Origin of the sequence: Nocardioides sp. CCNWLW239, assembly GCF_037137035.1 — a bacterium.
Taxonomy (GTDB): Bacteria; Actinomycetota; Actinomycetes; order Propionibacteriales; family Nocardioidaceae; genus Nocardioides.
The window spans coordinates 389,259-404,334 of sequence record NZ_JBBBNW010000004.1 but is presented as its reverse complement, the minus strand read 5'-3'; the positions used below and the strand labels follow the sequence as shown (position 1 = coordinate 404,334).

Here is a 15,076-nt window from a genome sequence, read left to right as displayed (position 1 = left end):
TAAGCCTCAGGCCGCCGCGTCCGTATTCTGGCGCTTGCGCTACGGATGTGGCGGCATGAGCCGGGTCAACGTCATGCAGCCGTGGCTGGGCGAGGAGGAGGTCGCGGCGGTCACCGAGGTGCTCCGCTCCGGCTGGGTCGCCCAGGGGCCGCGGGTGGCCGAGTTCGAGCGCCGTTTCGCGAGCTCGCAGCAGGCCGCCCACGCCGTCGCCACCTCGAGCTGCACGACGGCGCTCCATCTGGCGCTGGTCGTCGCCGGCGTACGTCCCGGGGACGACGTCGTCGTCCCGTCCTTCTCCTTCATCGCGACCGCCAACGCGGCGGTCTACGTCGGGGCCAGGCCGGTCTTCGCCGATGTCTCTCCCGAGACCGGGAACCTCACCGCGGCGACGGTGCGCGAGGCGCTCACGCCGCGGACGACGGCGGTGATCGTGGTCGACCAGGGTGGTGTGCCGGTCGACCTGGAGGCGATCCGGGAGGTCTGCGACCCGCTCGGCATCGTGGTCATCGAGGACGCGGCGTGCGGAGCCGGTTCGACCTACCGCGGTCGTCCCGTGGGCGCCGGCGCCGAGATCGCCGCCTGGTCCTTCCACCCGCGCAAGATCCTCACCACCGGCGAGGGTGGGATGCTCACCACCTCCCGCGCGGACTGGGCCGCGCGGGCACGCACGTTGCGCGAGCACGCGATGAGCGTCTCGGCAGCCGACCGGCACGCCAGCCTGGTCTCGCCGCCGGAGTCCTACGACGAGGTCGGCTTCAACTTCCGGATGACCGACCTGCAGGCGGCGGTCGGGATCGTGCAGCTCGACCGGCTGCCCGAGGTCGTCGCCCGGCGTCGCGAGCTGGCGGCGGTCTACGCCAAGGCGATCGCCGAGATCGACGGGCTGCGCGCGGTCGCGGACCCGGTCTGGGGGACCAGCAACTTCCAGTCGTTCTGGATCGAGACCGGCACCTCGTACGGGCTGGACCGCGAGGGGCTGCTGGGTGCGCTGGCCGACGCCGGGATCTCCGCACGCCGCGGGATCATGGCGGCACACCGGCAGCCTGCGTACGTCTCGTCGGGGGTCAGTCTTCCGGCCACTGAGCACCTCACGGACACCACGCTCATCCTGCCGCTCTTCCACCAGATCTCGGACTCGGAGCAGGCGCGGGTCATCGACGTACTCCGGCAGGGGGGAGCACGCCGATGACCGAGCGTCAGCGAGCGAACATCCGATGACCACGCTCGTTCTCGTCGCGGCGAGCGGTTTGGCGGCGGAGGTGGCGGCGGCCGCGAGCGGCTATGACCAGATCGTGGCGGTCGACGACGACCGCGAGCGATGGGGGACCGTCGTCGGCGGGGCCAAGGTGATCGGCCCTGTCGAGCTGGTCTCCGACTGCGGTGCCGACCTGGTCGTCTGCGCCGGATCGGGCCGGGTGCGCCGCCGCCTCGTCGAGCGACTGCTCGACCACCGGGTCGCCCCGGAGCGGTTCGCGACCGTCGTCCATCCGGACGCCTCGGTCGCCGACGGCTGCGAGGTCGGACCGGGCAGCGTCCTGCTCGCCGGTGCTCGGCTGACCGCGCAGGTCACGGTCGGCCAGCACGTCGTCGTCATGCCCAACGTCGTCCTCACCCACGACGACATCGTGGAGGACTTCGCCACCGTGTGCGCCGGCGTCGCGCTGGGCGGGGAGGTCGTCGTCGGTGAGGCCGCCTATCTGGGGATGAACTCCTCGGTGCGACAGCGCCTGACCGTCGGTGCGGGAGCCGTCCTCGGCATGGGGGCTGTGCTCCTGGAGGACCTTCCTGCGGGCGAGACCTGGGCAGGGGTGCCCGCGCGCCCGCTGCGGGTGCCGGTCTGATGCGCCGCTTCCACCGTCCCCGGCCGCTGCGGACGCGCCCGTCGGTCAGTGTCGTGATCCCCTGCTACAACTACGGGCACTACCTGCCGCAGGCGGTCGCGGGTGCCCTCGCCCAGGACGGCGTCGACGTCGACGTGCTGATCGTCGATGACGCCTCCCCGGACGGCAGCGCCGACGTCGCCCGGTCGCTGGCCGCCGCGGACCCACGGGTGGACGTGCTCGTCCACGAGCGGAACGCCGGGCACATCCAGACCTACAACGACGGGCTCTCCCGCGTGCGCGGGGACTACGTCACGCTCGTCTCCGCGGACGACGTGCTCATGCCCGACGCGCTCGCCCGTGCCGCCGGGCTGATGGAGCATCATCCCAGCGTCGGCCTGGTCTACGGGTACGCCCGCTCGTTCACCGACGAGCTCCCGGTCGGCCCCACGAGGACGCGAACCTGGTCGGTCTGGTCAGGGAGGGACTGGCTCGGCACCGCGGCGCGGCAGGGCCGCTGCTTCCTGGTGAGTCCCGAGGCGGTGATGCGCCGCGAGGCGCTCGAGCAGACCGACGGCTACGACCCCCGCCTGCCGCACTCGGGCGACTTCGACATGTGGCTGCGTACGGCTGTGCACTGGGACGTCGGCCGGGTGAACGGCCCGATCCAAGCCGCCTACCGCGTGCACGACGCCAACATGCATCTGACCGAGTACGCAGGCTGGCTGACCGATCTGCGCGAGCGCCGCCGAACCTTCGACATCCTCTTCGAGGAGCGCGCCCCGGATGTCCCCGAGGTCCAGGAGCTGCGGCCGTACGCGATGAAGGCACTGGCCCGGGAGGCGATGCGCCACGGCCGCGAGACTGCGCACAACGACTCCGCGGCACTGCTCGACTACCTCCGGTTCGCTGCCGAGACACGCCCTGCGATCCGGGACACCAGGGCCTGGAGCCGCGCCTGGGCCGAGGCGACCGAGGGCCAGGTGTCCGAGCCGGCGCCGTGGACTCGCGCGACCACGCGGGTGCGGCACCACCTGCGGTGGCGGTTCGAGCGCAGGTACGGCACATGACCGCGACCACCTCCGACGGGCCTGTGGCCGGACGGGTGAGCCGCGGCCTCGGCTGGAGCCTCGGCGGCACCATCGCGATGCGGGTCGGCAGCGTGCTGTTCGGGATCCTCGTGGCCCGGCTGGTGGCACCCGCCGAGTTCGGCGTCTACGCGGTGGCGCTGACGGTCTGGACGATCCTGAGCACTCTGGCCGACCTCGGGCTCGGCGCCGACCTGGTCCGCGCGCCCGACATGGAGTCTCGGGCCCCGACGGTGGCCAGCATCGGGCTCGGGGTGAGCGTCTCCCTCGGCGCGACGATGGCGCTGGCCGCCGAGCCGATCGCGCTCGCCTTCGGCAGCCCCGAGTCGGTCGGCGTGATCAGGCTGATGGCGGTCAGCATCGCCGTCTTCGGGTTCACCATCGTTCCCGCCGCGCGGCTGACCAGGGCCTATCGCCAAGGTGCGCTGTTCGGGATCAACGGGCTCGGTCTGCTGGCCTCGGCGGTGGTCGCGATCACGCTGATCCTGGGTGGTCTCGGCGCCGAGGCCCTGGCCTGGGGCCAGATCGCCTGCCAGAGCCTGATCGCTGTCGGCCTGTTCGTCGTCACCCGGACCCGGCCGCGACTGGGGTTCGACCCGGTCCTGGCCCGGGACTCGCTCGCCTTCTCCCTCCCGCTCGCTGCGGCGAACCTGCTCTCCTGGCTGCTGTTGAGCATCGACAACCTCATCGTCTCCCGCACCCTCGGCCCCGAGCAGCTCGGGCTCTACGTGCTGGCGTTCAACATCTCCTCCTGGCCGATGAGCGCGCTCGGAGCCGCCATCAGGGTGGTCGCCCTGCCCGCCTTCTCCCAGGCATCCTCACCGCAGGTCCGCAACCGCGGCCTGGTGCTCTGCATCGCGCCTCTCGTCACCGTCGCCACCCTGGTATCGCTCGGTCTCGCCGCGGCGGCGGTCCCGGTGGTGACGCTGGTCTACGGCGAGCGCTGGGAACCTGCCGCCGCCGCGCTCGCCGGGCTCGCGGTGTTCGGCGGCATCAGGGTCGTCCTCGATCTGATGGCCACCTTCCTCATCGCCGCCGGTGAGACCAGGGCGGTCCTCGCGGTGCAGGTCGCCTGGATGCTCGCGATGGTGCCGGCGATGATCGTGGGCGTCGCCGGCTGGGGGCTGGCCGGTGCGGGCTGGACCCATGTCGCGGTCGTCGTCGCGGTGGTGGTGCCGCTGTATCTGCGCGCGCTCGCCAAGATCGGGATCCGGTCCGGCGACCTCCTCCGGCCGGCCACGGTCCCGCTCCTCGCCGTCGTCCCGGCGGCAGTCGTGTGCGTCTGGCTCGGCGACCTCGCGAGCAATCGGTTCCTGACGTTGCTCCTGGTGGCCGCTGCCGTCCTCGTCCTCTACGCGCTGCCGCTGCTGCCCTGGTGGCGTGCACGCTTCACCCTGCTTCGCCGGCTCGAGCCGAAACCCCTCCCGGAAGGAGACCCGTCATGACCGCGAGCCCACGCCCGAGTGTGCCCTTCGTCGACCTGCGGCCCCAGAACCAGGTCATCGACGAGCAGGCGGTGAGCGCGTTCGCCGAGATCTGCGACAGCGGCGCATTCGTGCTCGGACCGCACGTGCGGCGCTTCGAGGAGGAGTACGCCGCGTTCGCCGGAGTCGATCACTGCGTCGGTGTCGGCAACGGCACCGACGCGCTCGTGCTCGCGATGCGCGGCGCCGGCATCGGGGCAGGAGATGAGGTGATCGTCCCCGCCAACACCTTCGTCGCGACCGCCGAGGCGGTCGCGATCGTCGGAGCCGATCTCGTGCTGGCCGACTGCGACGAGGACTTCCTCATCGATCCCGCCGACGTCGCCAGCCGCGTCACCGGCCGCACGCGCGCGGTCGTCGGGGTGGATCTCTACGGGCAGGTGGCGCCGTTCGAGCGGCTCCGCGAGGCGGTCGGTGACGACGTACTGCTCCTGGAGGACGCCGCCCAGTCGCAGGGAGCCAGCCGGAACGGCCGCCCGGCGGGATCCTTCGGCGTCGCCGCCGGGACGAGCTTCTACCCGGGCAAGAACCTCGGCGCCTACGGTGACGCCGGCGCGGTGACCACCGGGTCGGCGGAGCTCGCCGACCGGGTCCGCGCGCTGCGCAACCACGGCGGGATCGCGAAGTACGAGCACCTCGACGTCGGCACCAACTCCCGCCTGGACTCGGTCCAGGCGGCCGTCCTCTCTCTCAAGCTCGAGCGCCTCAAGGGCTGGAACGCCGAGCGTGACGAGGCCGCGCAGCGGTACGCCACCCTGCTCGCGGACCTGCCCGGGGTGGTTCTGCCGCGGGTCCTGCCGGGGAACCAGCACGTCTGGCACCTCTACGTCGCCCGGGTGACCGACCGCGACCGGGTGCTGAGCGAGCTTCTGGAAGCGGGGGTGGGTGCCGGCATCCACTACCCGGCACCGGTGCACCTGTGGCCCGCCTTCTCCTGGCTGGGACACGGCGCCGGCTCGTTCCCGGTCGCCGAGGCGCTCGCGAAGGAGATCATCTCGCTGCCGATGTTCCCGGGCATCACCACCGAGCAGCAGGAGATCGTCGCGGACACCCTGAGGTCGGTGGTGCGCCGGTGAGCGGGAACGCCCTCGGCAGCATCGCCGGGAAGCTCCGTCGCGAAGGGCCACGCGGCGTGGTCCGCCGCGTCGTACGGCGTGCCTACCAGCAGCTCGACGCGCGCGCCCTCGACTTCGGCCTGCTGCCCGAGGACATCGCCGACTCCACACGGCTGGAGCTGGGTCCCGTGGCTCCGGTGCCGAGCGGGCGCCCGCTCGTGGTCGGCTGGCTCACCACGCCGCCGGCGGCCGGCTCCGGTGGTCACACCACGATGTTCCGGATGGTGGAGGCGCTGGAGCAGGCCGGTCACCGCTGCGTGGTGCTGCTCTACGACCGGCACCATGGCTCGGCGGCCGCCCAGGCCGCGGTGATCCGCGACTCCTGGCCGACGATCCGGGCCGAGGTCCGTTCGGTCGACGACGGGTTCGACGGGCTGGACGCCTGCGTGGCGACCGGGTGGGAGTCGGCGCACGTGCTCGCTGTCCGGCCGACGAGGCCGCTGCACCGGCTCTACTTCATCCAGGACTACGAGCCGCTCTTCTCGCCTCGTGGGTCGGAGTACGAGCTGGCCGCCGACACCTACCGGTTCGGGTTCACCAACATCGCGTTGGGCGAGATGGTGCGGAGCCGGCTGCATGATGACCTGGGTGTCGCCTCGGAGCTGGTGCCGTTCTCGTGTGACACCAGCGTCTACTCGCTGCACAACCGCGGGCCCCGCTCCGGGATCGTGTTCTACGCCAAGCCGGGCCTGGCGCGGCGCGGCTACCTGCTCGGCACCATCGCGCTCGCGGAGTTCCACCAGCGCCACCCGGAGCAGCCCATCCACGTCTACGGTTCGCCGGTGCCCGAGCTCGGGATCCCGGTGGTGCACCACGGCCGCCTCACCCCGGGGGAGCTGAACGCGCTCTACAACCGCTGCATCGCCGGGGTGGCGATGTCGTTCACCAACATCTCCCTGGTCGCCGAGGAGATGCTCGCCGCCGGCTGCGTACCGGTCGTCAACGCCTCTCCCGATGCCCGTGCGGACCTGGACAACCCGCACGTCGGCTGGGCACCGCCGACTCCGGGGGGCATCGCCGATGCCCTGTCGGATGCCGTCGAGGCGGCCGACATCCCGGGCCGGGCGGCGGCCGCCGCCGGGAGCGTACGCACCGACAACTGGGCCCGAACCCGCGAGGGGGTGCGCACGATCATCGAGAACACCGTCCACGGCGCTCCCGTGGATTGGGTACGCCTCGCCGATGGCGCCGGCGCTGCCCCGAGCCCTTCCTAGGGTTCTGTGCATGTCCTCCACACCAGGTTTCGCGGCAGTCTCCGCGGCCCCCGCCCGCCGCCCGCCGGCCCTGGCCGTGGCCGTCACGGCGGTCGAGCCCGGCGCGGTCTGCGACGGCACGCCCTCGGGGCTGCAGACGGCGACCTGGGGAGTGGACGGTCCGCTGGTCGACGGCCGGACGGTGGTCCTCACGCAGGAGCTGAGACGACGGAACCTGGTGATCGAACCCGAGGACGTCGCCCGGATGCTCGCTCGCGGAGACCGGAAGGCGCTCGCGGAGATGCTGCCGACCTTCGGCGCCGTGCAGCATGCCCGGCATGCCGTCGTCGCCACCACCGACGCTCTCGGGTTCCGCCACCTCTACTACCGCGTCGGCGACGGCTGGGCGGCGGTCTCGACGTCGGCGCGGGTGCTGGCCGGTCTGGCGCCGACGGCGCTGGACCACGACGGTCTCGCCGTGCAGAGCCTGCTCGGTTGGCAGCTGCGCGGGCGCAGCCTGTTCGAGTCGGTGACGAAGGTGCCCGCCGGGCGGTCGGTCGAGATCCGCGACGGCCTGCTTCGTCTGGACGCCTTCACCGACGACCTCGGCGACCAGCAGGAGCGCGTCGATCTCGCCGACGCGGTCGCCTCGATGAGCAGCATGCTCCGCGGCTACCTGAGCTCCTACCTCGACGACCATCCCGACGCGATCCTCCAGCTCACCGGGGGCCAGGACTCACGACTCCTCCTCTCCGCGATCGAGCCGCGGCGCCGGCGCGGACTCCGGGTGGTGACCCTCGGCGAGCCCGACTCTCTTGACGTGCGGATCGCAGCCGGGCTGGCGCATCGCTACGGGATGAGGCACGAGATCATCGGGGTGAACGGCCTCGACACGCTCGAGCCGGAGGAGGCGTACGCACGGTGTGCGGCTGCGGCCGGCGCGATCGAGCTCGGCGCTGACCCGCTGGCCTGGGCGGCTCTGGACTTCGCCGAGGCTCGGGCGCTGCCGGGCCCGCGGATCTCCGGCCTCGGGGGAGAGGTGGCCCGCGGGTTCTACTACCTGGGCGGCGACGGCGACGGCCCGGTCACGGCCGCACGAGCACGGCGTCTCGCCGACTGGCGGATGTTCGTCAACGAAGCCGTCGAGCCCTCGGCACTGCGACCGGCCTTTCGTGAGCGGGCGCGCGAGATCGCCCACGCCGACGTCCTGACCGCACTCCTCGACGGCGGTCGCTCGTGGTTCGAGGCCACGGACCAGCTCTACCTGGGCCAGCGGATGCAGCACTGGGCCGGAGCGACGGAGTCGCCGGTGAGCGCCCGCCGCCGCATCGTCAACCCGATGCTGGACGACCGCTGGATCGCGACCGTACGGGCGCTTGCGCCGGCGGACAAGGCGCGCTCCCGGTTCCTCGCCCGGCTCCAGGTCGAGCTGGATGTCGAGCTGGCGCGGCTACCGCTGGAGGGAAGACCCTCGCCGGAGACGTACGTCACGCCTGGATGGCGCAGCTCGTGGCGCCGCGGTGCGACGACGGTGACCAAGGCCGGTCGCAAGCTCGGTCAGCGCGTGCGGCGACGCGGCCGGCCGCCCGTCGGTGGCGAGATCCTGGCCGCTGCGGTGGTGACCTACTGGCGCGCCCACCCGGAGACCGTGGCCGGTCTCGCGGACACCGGGGTCGTCGAGCCGGCCTGGCTCGACGACGTCCTGGCGGGCAGACACCACCCGGGGCCCGGCACGGTCGCGTTCCTGCTCAACCTCTCCATCGCCTCCGGCGTGGTGCGCCCTGCGGATGTCACCGCTGCGAGATGAGGTCGCGGCCGGCCTCACGGGCGGCGGGACCGGTGGACTCGCGTGACTGCGTCCGGCGCGCGGCGCGGGCGCGGGAGATGCGCTCGACCCAGATCACCGCGACCACCGTGAGCGATCCCCCCAGCAGCGCCAGCCCACCGGCCGTACGCCCCCGGCTGCCGCTGATCTCCTGGACGACGACGTCCTCCGGTGCCATCTCCGTGGACATCCGCGACGTCCTGCGCACCCCCAGCTCGTCCTGACGGCGTTCGAGGATGCGGTCGAGGTCCTGCGCGATCCGGGCGGCCTCCTCCTCGACCCGGGTCGGGTCCGGGTCCACGACCTGCACGTCGATCACCGGGTGGTTGTAGACGGGGAGCCACTGGTTGCCCACGTTGCGCATCCGGACCCGTACGCCCTGGTCGAGACCCTCGCCGTAGAGGGTCGTCTCGGTGGTGCTCATGTTGAGCGGATGCCGGCCCTGGTTGTACTCCTCGACCAGCAGGCCCGCCATCGGCACCATCCCGTAGGGGTCCTCGCGAAGCGTGTTCGGGTTGACGGACTCCTTCGGCGGGAGCAGCACCACCTCGAACTGGGTGAAGTAGACCGGCGGCCGGTCGAGCAGGATCAGCGCCCCGCCCAGCGTCATCAGTGCGCAGACCGCGACGACGTACCACCTGCGCAGCAGGAGGCCGACGAGCTCGAGGGCGGTCACAGCCAACACCTTCTGCCTCGTCGCGCTCCGGCGACCACGATCGACGGTGTCGTACCTCGTCTTGGGTATGAGGGCGAGCGTGCGGCTCCGGCGCGGCCGGAGGCCAGCACGATTGCCGTGGCTGGGCACGAGGCATGCCGTCAGCCACTGTCGAGCGAAGGCGATCGGACATGGAACTCAGCGCGGTGTGGGGTGCCCTGGCGCGGCGTTGGTATCTCGTGATCGTCTCGCTGGCCCTGACCGTCGTCGCTGTGGTGGTGATGATGGCGCGGGTGGGCCCGTCCTACACCGCCCAGGGCACGTTGCTCCTCTTCCCGCCCGAAGGCACCACGCGCGCGGGGGAGCGGGTCGAGGGCAACCCGTATCTGTCCCTTGGTGGGCTCAACCCGGCTCGGGACATCCTCATCCGCGCGATGACCTCCAAGTCGGCGCGCGCCGACGTCGCGGAGAGCCACCCCGGAGTCGGCTACGAGATGTACGCCGACATGGCGGTGAGCGGGCCGATCATCGTGGTCGACGTGACCGGTCCGAGCGCGGAGGCGACCGTCGGCGCGCTGAACACGCTGTTCGAGACCGTCCCGAGCGTGCTTAGCGACCTGCAGAACGACCTCGGGATCAAGCGCCGCGAATACATCACGGTCCAGGACCTCACCGTCGACGAGACTGCGCAGAAGGTCACCAAGGATCAGCTCCGCGCCGGGATCGTGGCCGGCGCGGGCGTCATGGTCGGCGGCTTGCTCGGCATCGGTCTGCTGGACGGTCTGCTGCTCGCACGCCGCCGCGGCGGTGGACGCCAGCGCGAGGAAGAGCTCCGCGAGGCCGCAGATCTCGGCGAGGAGCGTGCCGGACGCAGCAACGTCGAGCCGCTGGAGGGGCACGGCCGGTCGCCCGCCCGGAACGGGTTCGCCAAGGTCGTGCCACGCGATGGGCAGCCGTCCCGTGCGCAGCGCGGTTGAGCCGACCTCAGGGGTACGCCGGTCGATCGATGCCGCGACCATCCTGACGGTCTACATCGTCGTGCTGCTCGCCATCCGGTCGGTGCTCGTCGTCCCGGCACTGGGCACCGCCGGCGCGCCGGCGACGATCGTCGCGATCGGCGCGTTCCTGTGGTGGGTCTGGTATCACGTCCAACGGGTCCACCGGATCGACCTGGGTGTGCAGCCGCTACGGATCGCGATCCTGGGTCTCCTCCTGGCCGTGATGGCCTCGTACGTCCTGGCGATGTCCGGCCCCATGCCCGGCAACGAGCTGACGCCGGCCGACAGCGGGCTGCTCAGGATGATCGGCCTGGCCGGTCTGGCCATGGTCGCGGCCGAGGGGATCTCCTCGCTCGACCGGCTGCACGCGGTGGCCCGCCGGCTGGTGATCGGCATCGGGCTGGTGGCGGTGCTGGGTCTGGCCCAGTTCGTGACGCGGCAGCCTCTCGTGGACCGGATCAGCATCCCGGGGCTCTCCGCCCGGGGCATCGAGATCGGCTTGTACGAGCGCAGCGGGATGCCGCGGCTGAGCGGGACCTCCACCCACCCCATCGAGTACGGCGTCATCCTGTCGATGGTGCTGCCGCTGGTGATCGTGTACGCCCTGCACGCCCCGACCCGCCGGTGGCTCTACCGGGTCATCCTGGCGGTGGTCGCGATCGCGATCTTCATGGTGATCTCGCGCTCGGCCATCCTCTGCACGGCCGTCGCGATCATCGTCCTCGCTCTCCGGTGGAGCTGGCGGATGCGGCTGGTCGCGATCGGTTGCCTGTCTGCGATCTCGGGTCTGGTCTACCTGATGGTGCCCGGGATGCTCGGTGTCCTCACCGGGCTGTTCGTGGGCGCCGGCGAAGACGCCAGCGTGGCCTCGCGGACCGACGCCTACGGGGTGGCCTTCCAGTTCATCGCCCGCGACCCCTGGCTCGGTCGCGGGCCCGGGACCTTCCTGCCTCAGTACTGGATCCTCGACAACCAGTATCTCGGCCACACCATCGAGACCGGGCTGGTCGGCATGGTCGCCCTGCTGGCCGTCATCCTGGTCGCCGCCTTCACCGCGCGTTCCGCTCGGGAGGCCGCGGCGACCGACTTCGATCGTGAGCTCGCCCAGGGGCTGCTCGCCGCGATCCTCGCCGGCGCCACCGCGATGGCCTTCTACGACCTGTTCGCGTTCCCGCAGTCGTCGGGCTGCTTCATCCTGATGGTCGGGCTCGCGGGCGCCCTGCACCGGCTCGTCCGGCAGAGACCGACGGAGCCGTCACCCGGGTTTCACGACTCCGCCGTCGGACCACGTGTTGCCCCGCCAGACGTTGCCCGGAGCTGAGGAGTCGAAGGACGCGATCGGGAACCAGTACCCGCAGTTCGGGCGCGCTGCGGTGCGCTGGAACACGTTGTCGATGAAGCGGATGCGGTTGGCGTTGCTGTAGGCCTTGCCCGACGACGAGCCGCCGTAGGCACAGGTGCCGCCCGTCGTCACCAGGAACATGTTGCGCTCGATGAGGTTGTTCTCCACGGTCGCGAAGTCCCCGTATCCGGTCAGGCCTGCCGAGCAGCCGGCATCGGGCGGCACGTCGGGTGCGTCGCAGGTGATCGTGTTGTGGCTGATGACGCCGCCGGAGCCCATCCGGATCCCGGACTCGTGCGCGACCCCGCTCAGATCCGTGAACTGACCGTGCACGTAGGAGTCGCGAACGGTGCAGTTGCGCCAGCAGTTGATCGAGCGGTTGCCCCCGGTGACCTCCACCCGCAGGGCGGTGAAGCCGACGTTGCCGATGCCGGTCCCTCCTCGGTTGCCGATCCGGACCTCGCTGTCGACGATCGTGAACCCCAGGCCGTTGGAGGCCTCGTCGTTGTAGACCGTCCCGTTGATCACCGAGTTGCGGATGGTCACCCTCGGCGCCCGGACCTTCAGTCCGCAGGTGACCGTCCTGCTGTCGATCACCGTGCCGGCCTTCGTGATGGTGCACGGGCCGGTGTACGGCCGGAGCCGTACGCCGGCAGGCACCCCGGTGGTCGCCGCGTTCGGGAACCCCGCCGGCACCCGGCGCGTCGCCGGCGCAGCGGCCGGTGCGGGCACCGAGCTCCTCGGCGCGGAGCTCGGCGCGGAGCTCGGCGCGGAGCTCGGCTCGGAGCTCGACGGCGCCGATCCCGTCGACCGGCGAGTCGGGTCCGAGGAGGGCGGAGCGGCCGATGTGCTCGGGCCCGCCACGGAGGCGTCAGCAGACGGTGAGGACGTCGCCGAGCTCGTGGCCGGGAGGGACGAGGGCGGCGCAGAGGATGACGATCGAGTCGACTGGGCGTCGGCCTGCTGGTCCGGATCGCCGGCCCCACAGCCGCTGGTCCCGTAGCCGACGACCACCACCAGGGCGACCAGAACGGCCCCGATCGTGGTGGAGCGTGGCCAGCTGGAGCGCCGAGAGCGGACTGGTCCCGAGGCGCGACGTGCCGAGGTTTGCATGTGTTTGCACCGTTCAGAGGTAGGCAATGCCGTTGCGTTACCCGACACTGCCCAGATCCTGGCGGCGACAGCATCCTCCAGACTCGGTATATCGCCCTTCTCCCTCCGCGCGACCCCCTGACGAGGCAGTGCGTCCGCCCCTACCTGATACGGGGGATCGGGGTTGTCTGCGGCGCTCAGCGGGGCCGTAGCCGGGGACGATTGTCGGGTGAAGATCCAGCTCCGTTCCCGCCTGGTGGACTCTCCTGCGTCGCTGGGCGCCACCCTCCGGCTCCGACGTTGGGAGAGGTTCACGGCGATCTTTCCCGACATCGCCGACATGAAGGTGCTCGATGTCGGCGGCACCTGCGAGTCGTGGCTGCGGGCTCCCGTACGTCCCGGGCACGTCGTCGTGCTCAACCTGACCGAGCCCGGTGACTCCGAGGAGGGGTGGCTGACGCCGGTGACGGGAGACGCCTGCGACGCACGCAGGGCGCTGGAGGGGGCAGGGGCGCCGGTGGCGTACGACCTGGTGTTCTCCAACTCCCTGCTCGAGCACGTTGGCGGCCATGCCCCGCGGTCCAGGCTGGCCGAGCAGATCCGCCAGGCGGCGCCGCGGCACTGGGTGCAGACGCCCTACCGCTACTTCCCGATCGAGCCGCACTGGCTCTTCCCCGGGATGCAGTTCCTCCCGATGGCGCTGAGGGCCCGGGTCGCGGAACGCTGGCCGCTGGTCCACACCCTTCCCGCGTCGCGGGCCGAGGCGATGGCCGATGTGCAGTGGACCGAGCTGGTCGGGAAGGCCGAGATGCGCTCCTACTTCCCGGACTCCGAGATCCTGAAGGAGAAGGTCCTCGGTCTGACCAAGTCGATGATCGCGGTGCGGGCGCGATGAGGACCGCGCTCCACTCGATGCTGGGCGAGCACGCGGCGGCACGACCCGACGCCCCGGCGCTCTCCTACAAGGGCGTCACGCAGAGCTACGCCGAGGTCTGGGCCTCGGCCTGTGCGATCGCCGCCGGGCTCGGCGACCTCGGTCTGGCTCGCGGGGACCGCTGCGCGATCTTCCTGGAGAAGCGGCCGGAGACGGTCGCCTCGATCTTCGGCGCCACGGCCGCGGGTGGCGTCTTCGTGCCGGTCAACCCGCTGCTCAAGGGCGCTCAGGTCGCCCACATCCTCGACGACTGCTCGGTCAAGGTGCTCATCACCTCACGGGAGCGGCTGGTCCTGCTCCGCGAGGAGCTGAAGGGGTGCGAGGCGCTCGAGCACATCGTCCTCGTCGGGAACGGGACCCCTGACGAGATCGCGCTCGACATCGAGGTGCATGCCTGGGTCGACGTGTTCCCGGCCGGCGTCTCCGCGCCTGCCGATGCGACGATCGACCAGGACCTGGCCGCGATCCTCTACACCTCGGGCAGCACCGGGAGACCGAAGGGCGTGGTGCTGAGCCACCGCAACCTCGTCGTGGGTGCGGAGAGTGTCAGCAGCTACCTCGGCAACGGGCCCGAGGACGTCATCCTCTCGGTGCTACCGCTCAGCTTCGACGCCGGGCTCAGCCAGATCACGACCGCCTTCGCCGTCGGCGCGCACGTGGTGCTGATGAACTACCTGCTGCCCGGTGAGGTTCCCGCGCTCTGCGAGACCTACGGTGCGACGGGGCTGACCTGTGTGCCACCGCTGTGGCTGCAGCTCGCCGGCGTCGAATGGCCGCCGGAGGCGCGAGCCCGCCTGCGCTACTTCGCGAACACCGGCGGACGGATGCCGCGGGCGACGCTGCAACGGCTCCGCGAACACTTCCCGACGGCGCAGCCGTTCCTGATGTACGGGCTGACCGAGTCCTTCCGCTCCACCTATCTCGACCCGGCCGAGGTCGACCGCCGGCCGGACTCGATCGGCAAGGCCATCCCCGACGCCGAGGTCCTCGTCGTGCGTCCCGACGGGACACCGTGCGAGCCCGGCGAGGAGGGGGAGCTGGTCCATCGCGGCGCCCTCGTCGCCCAGGGCTACTGGGGCGATCCGGTGCGGACCGCCGAGCGGTTCCGGCCGCTGCCGCGGGAGCAGGCGTCGTGGCGTACGCCGGAGCTGTGCGTGTGGTCCGGCGACCGGGTCGTGGCCGACGAGGAGGGCTTCCTCTACTTCGTCGGCCGCCTGGACGACATGATCAAGACCTCCGGTTATCGGGTCAGCCCGACCGAGATCGAGGAGGTCGTCTACGACACCGGTCTGGTCCGCGACGCAGTGGCGCTCGGCCTGTCCGACGACCGGCTCGGGCAGCGGATCGTGCTGCTGGTGACGCCTCCCTCGGGGGAGACGGAGATCGAGGTCGACCGGTTGCTGACCGTGCTGCGCCGCGCGATGCCGCCCTACATGGTCCCCTCGACCATCGACGTACGCCCCGAGCTTCCGCGCTCCCCGAACGGCAAGTTCGACCGCGTGATGATCCGGACCGTGCTGACCTCGTGAC

Annotated in this window: 14 protein-coding genes; 12 read left to right on the top strand and 2 right to left on the bottom strand. The window is 71.5% G+C overall.

Annotated features, from left to right (window positions below; translation table 11 throughout):
• The first annotated feature begins 55 nt into the window (after positions 1 to 55).
• The 7 genes from WBG06_RS18950 to WBG06_RS18920 are packed head-to-tail and all read left to right on the top strand — an operon-like array spanning position 56 to position 8,507.
• Entirely contained in the window at positions 56 to 1,189 is a 1,134-nt protein-coding gene (locus tag WBG06_RS18950; RefSeq protein WP_336738513.1) for a DegT/DnrJ/EryC1/StrS family aminotransferase, read from the top strand.
• A gap of 25 nt (positions 1,190 to 1,214) precedes the next feature.
• Positions 1,215 to 1,841, top strand: coding sequence for a NeuD/PglB/VioB family sugar acetyltransferase (locus tag WBG06_RS18945; RefSeq protein ID WP_336738512.1), 627 nt, complete (start codon positions 1,215 to 1,217; stop codon positions 1,839 to 1,841).
• Positions 1,841 to 2,890 (top strand): glycosyltransferase family 2 protein, encoded by a 1,050-nt coding sequence (locus WBG06_RS18940; RefSeq protein ID WP_336738511.1) that lies wholly within the window; start codon positions 1,841 to 1,843, stop codon positions 2,888 to 2,890. Before WBG06_RS18945 ends, WBG06_RS18940 begins: the two co-directional genes overlap by 1 nt.
• Positions 2,887 to 4,353, top strand: coding sequence for an oligosaccharide flippase family protein (locus WBG06_RS18935; protein ID WP_336738510.1), 1,467 nt, complete (start codon positions 2,887 to 2,889; stop codon positions 4,351 to 4,353). The genes WBG06_RS18940 and WBG06_RS18935 overlap by 4 nt, the downstream gene beginning before the upstream one ends.
• Complete coding sequence (locus tag WBG06_RS18930; RefSeq protein WP_336738509.1) at positions 4,350 to 5,468, top strand: DegT/DnrJ/EryC1/StrS family aminotransferase; 1,119 nt, start codon at positions 4,350 to 4,352, stop codon at positions 5,466 to 5,468. Before WBG06_RS18935 ends, WBG06_RS18930 begins: the two co-directional genes overlap by 4 nt.
• Positions 5,465 to 6,721, top strand: a complete 1,257-nt coding sequence (locus tag WBG06_RS18925; protein WP_336738508.1) for a rhamnosyltransferase WsaF family glycosyltransferase — start codon at positions 5,465 to 5,467, stop codon at positions 6,719 to 6,721. The genes WBG06_RS18930 and WBG06_RS18925 overlap by 4 nt, the downstream gene beginning before the upstream one ends.
• Before the next feature lie 10 nt (positions 6,722 to 6,731).
• Entirely contained in the window at positions 6,732 to 8,507 is a 1,776-nt protein-coding gene (locus WBG06_RS18920) for a hypothetical protein (RefSeq protein WP_336738506.1), read from the top strand.
• Here the strand turns inward: WBG06_RS18920 and WBG06_RS18915 are convergent.
• The gene (locus tag WBG06_RS18915) at positions 8,491 to 9,201 is read right to left on the bottom strand and encodes a hypothetical protein (protein ID WP_336738505.1); all 711 of its coding nucleotides are present in this window, start codon (positions 9,199 to 9,201) and stop codon (positions 8,491 to 8,493) included. The two genes, WBG06_RS18920 and WBG06_RS18915, sit on opposite strands and share 17 nt — an antisense overlap.
• A 170-nt stretch (positions 9,202 to 9,371) precedes the next feature.
• On the opposite strand from WBG06_RS18915, the gene WBG06_RS18910 reads away from it, so the two are divergent.
• Together WBG06_RS18910 and WBG06_RS18905 are read left to right on the top strand one after the other, a co-directional pair.
• Positions 9,372 to 10,157 (top strand): hypothetical protein, encoded by a 786-nt coding sequence (locus WBG06_RS18910; RefSeq protein WP_336738504.1) that lies wholly within the window; start codon positions 9,372 to 9,374, stop codon positions 10,155 to 10,157.
• Complete coding sequence (locus WBG06_RS18905; protein WP_336738503.1) at positions 10,126 to 11,499, top strand: O-antigen ligase family protein; 1,374 nt, start codon at positions 10,126 to 10,128, stop codon at positions 11,497 to 11,499. Before WBG06_RS18910 ends, WBG06_RS18905 begins: the two co-directional genes overlap by 32 nt.
• Here WBG06_RS18905 and WBG06_RS18900 read toward each other — a convergent pair.
• Positions 11,434 to 12,066, bottom strand: coding sequence for a hypothetical protein (locus WBG06_RS18900; RefSeq protein WP_336738502.1), 633 nt, complete (start codon positions 12,064 to 12,066; stop codon positions 11,434 to 11,436). The genes WBG06_RS18905 and WBG06_RS18900 overlap by 66 nt on opposite strands.
• Between WBG06_RS18900 and WBG06_RS18895 the strand changes: the two genes are divergently transcribed.
• The 3 genes from WBG06_RS18895 to WBG06_RS18885 all read left to right on the top strand — a co-directional run bounded on the left by WBG06_RS18895 (position 12,041) and on the right by WBG06_RS18885 (position 15,075).
• Positions 12,041 to 12,523 (top strand): hypothetical protein, encoded by a 483-nt coding sequence (locus tag WBG06_RS18895; RefSeq protein WP_336738501.1) that lies wholly within the window; start codon positions 12,041 to 12,043, stop codon positions 12,521 to 12,523. The two genes, WBG06_RS18900 and WBG06_RS18895, sit on opposite strands and share 26 nt — an antisense overlap.
• A gap of 318 nt (positions 12,524 to 12,841) precedes the next feature.
• Positions 12,842 to 13,507, top strand: coding sequence for a hypothetical protein (locus WBG06_RS18890; RefSeq protein ID WP_336738500.1), 666 nt, complete (start codon positions 12,842 to 12,844; stop codon positions 13,505 to 13,507).
• Positions 13,504 to 15,075 (top strand): acyl-CoA ligase (AMP-forming), exosortase A system-associated, encoded by a 1,572-nt coding sequence (locus tag WBG06_RS18885; RefSeq protein WP_336738499.1) that lies wholly within the window; start codon positions 13,504 to 13,506, stop codon positions 15,073 to 15,075. The genes WBG06_RS18890 and WBG06_RS18885 overlap by 4 nt, the downstream gene beginning before the upstream one ends.
• The last annotated feature ends 1 nt before the right edge of the window (position 15,076 follow it).

Coding starts and splice junctions, on each gene's coding strand:
- WBG06_RS18940 (WP_336738511.1), top strand. CDS start 1,841: ATGCGCCGCTTCCACCGTCCCCGGCCGCTGCGGACGCGCCCGTCGGTC.
- WBG06_RS18945 (WP_336738512.1), top strand. CDS start 1,215: ATGACCACGCTCGTTCTCGTCGCGGCGAGCGGTTTGGCGGCGGAGGTG.
- WBG06_RS18920 (WP_336738506.1), top strand. CDS start 6,732: ATGTCCTCCACACCAGGTTTCGCGGCAGTCTCCGCGGCCCCCGCCCGC.
- WBG06_RS18885 (WP_336738499.1), top strand. CDS start 13,504: ATGAGGACCGCGCTCCACTCGATGCTGGGCGAGCACGCGGCGGCACGA.
- WBG06_RS18910 (WP_336738504.1), top strand. CDS start 9,372: ATGGAACTCAGCGCGGTGTGGGGTGCCCTGGCGCGGCGTTGGTATCTC.
- WBG06_RS18930 (WP_336738509.1), top strand. CDS start 4,350: ATGACCGCGAGCCCACGCCCGAGTGTGCCCTTCGTCGACCTGCGGCCC.
- WBG06_RS18935 (WP_336738510.1), top strand. CDS start 2,887: ATGACCGCGACCACCTCCGACGGGCCTGTGGCCGGACGGGTGAGCCGC.
- WBG06_RS18950 (WP_336738513.1), top strand. CDS start 56: ATGAGCCGGGTCAACGTCATGCAGCCGTGGCTGGGCGAGGAGGAGGTC.
- WBG06_RS18905 (WP_336738503.1), top strand. CDS start 10,126: ATGGGCAGCCGTCCCGTGCGCAGCGCGGTTGAGCCGACCTCAGGGGTA.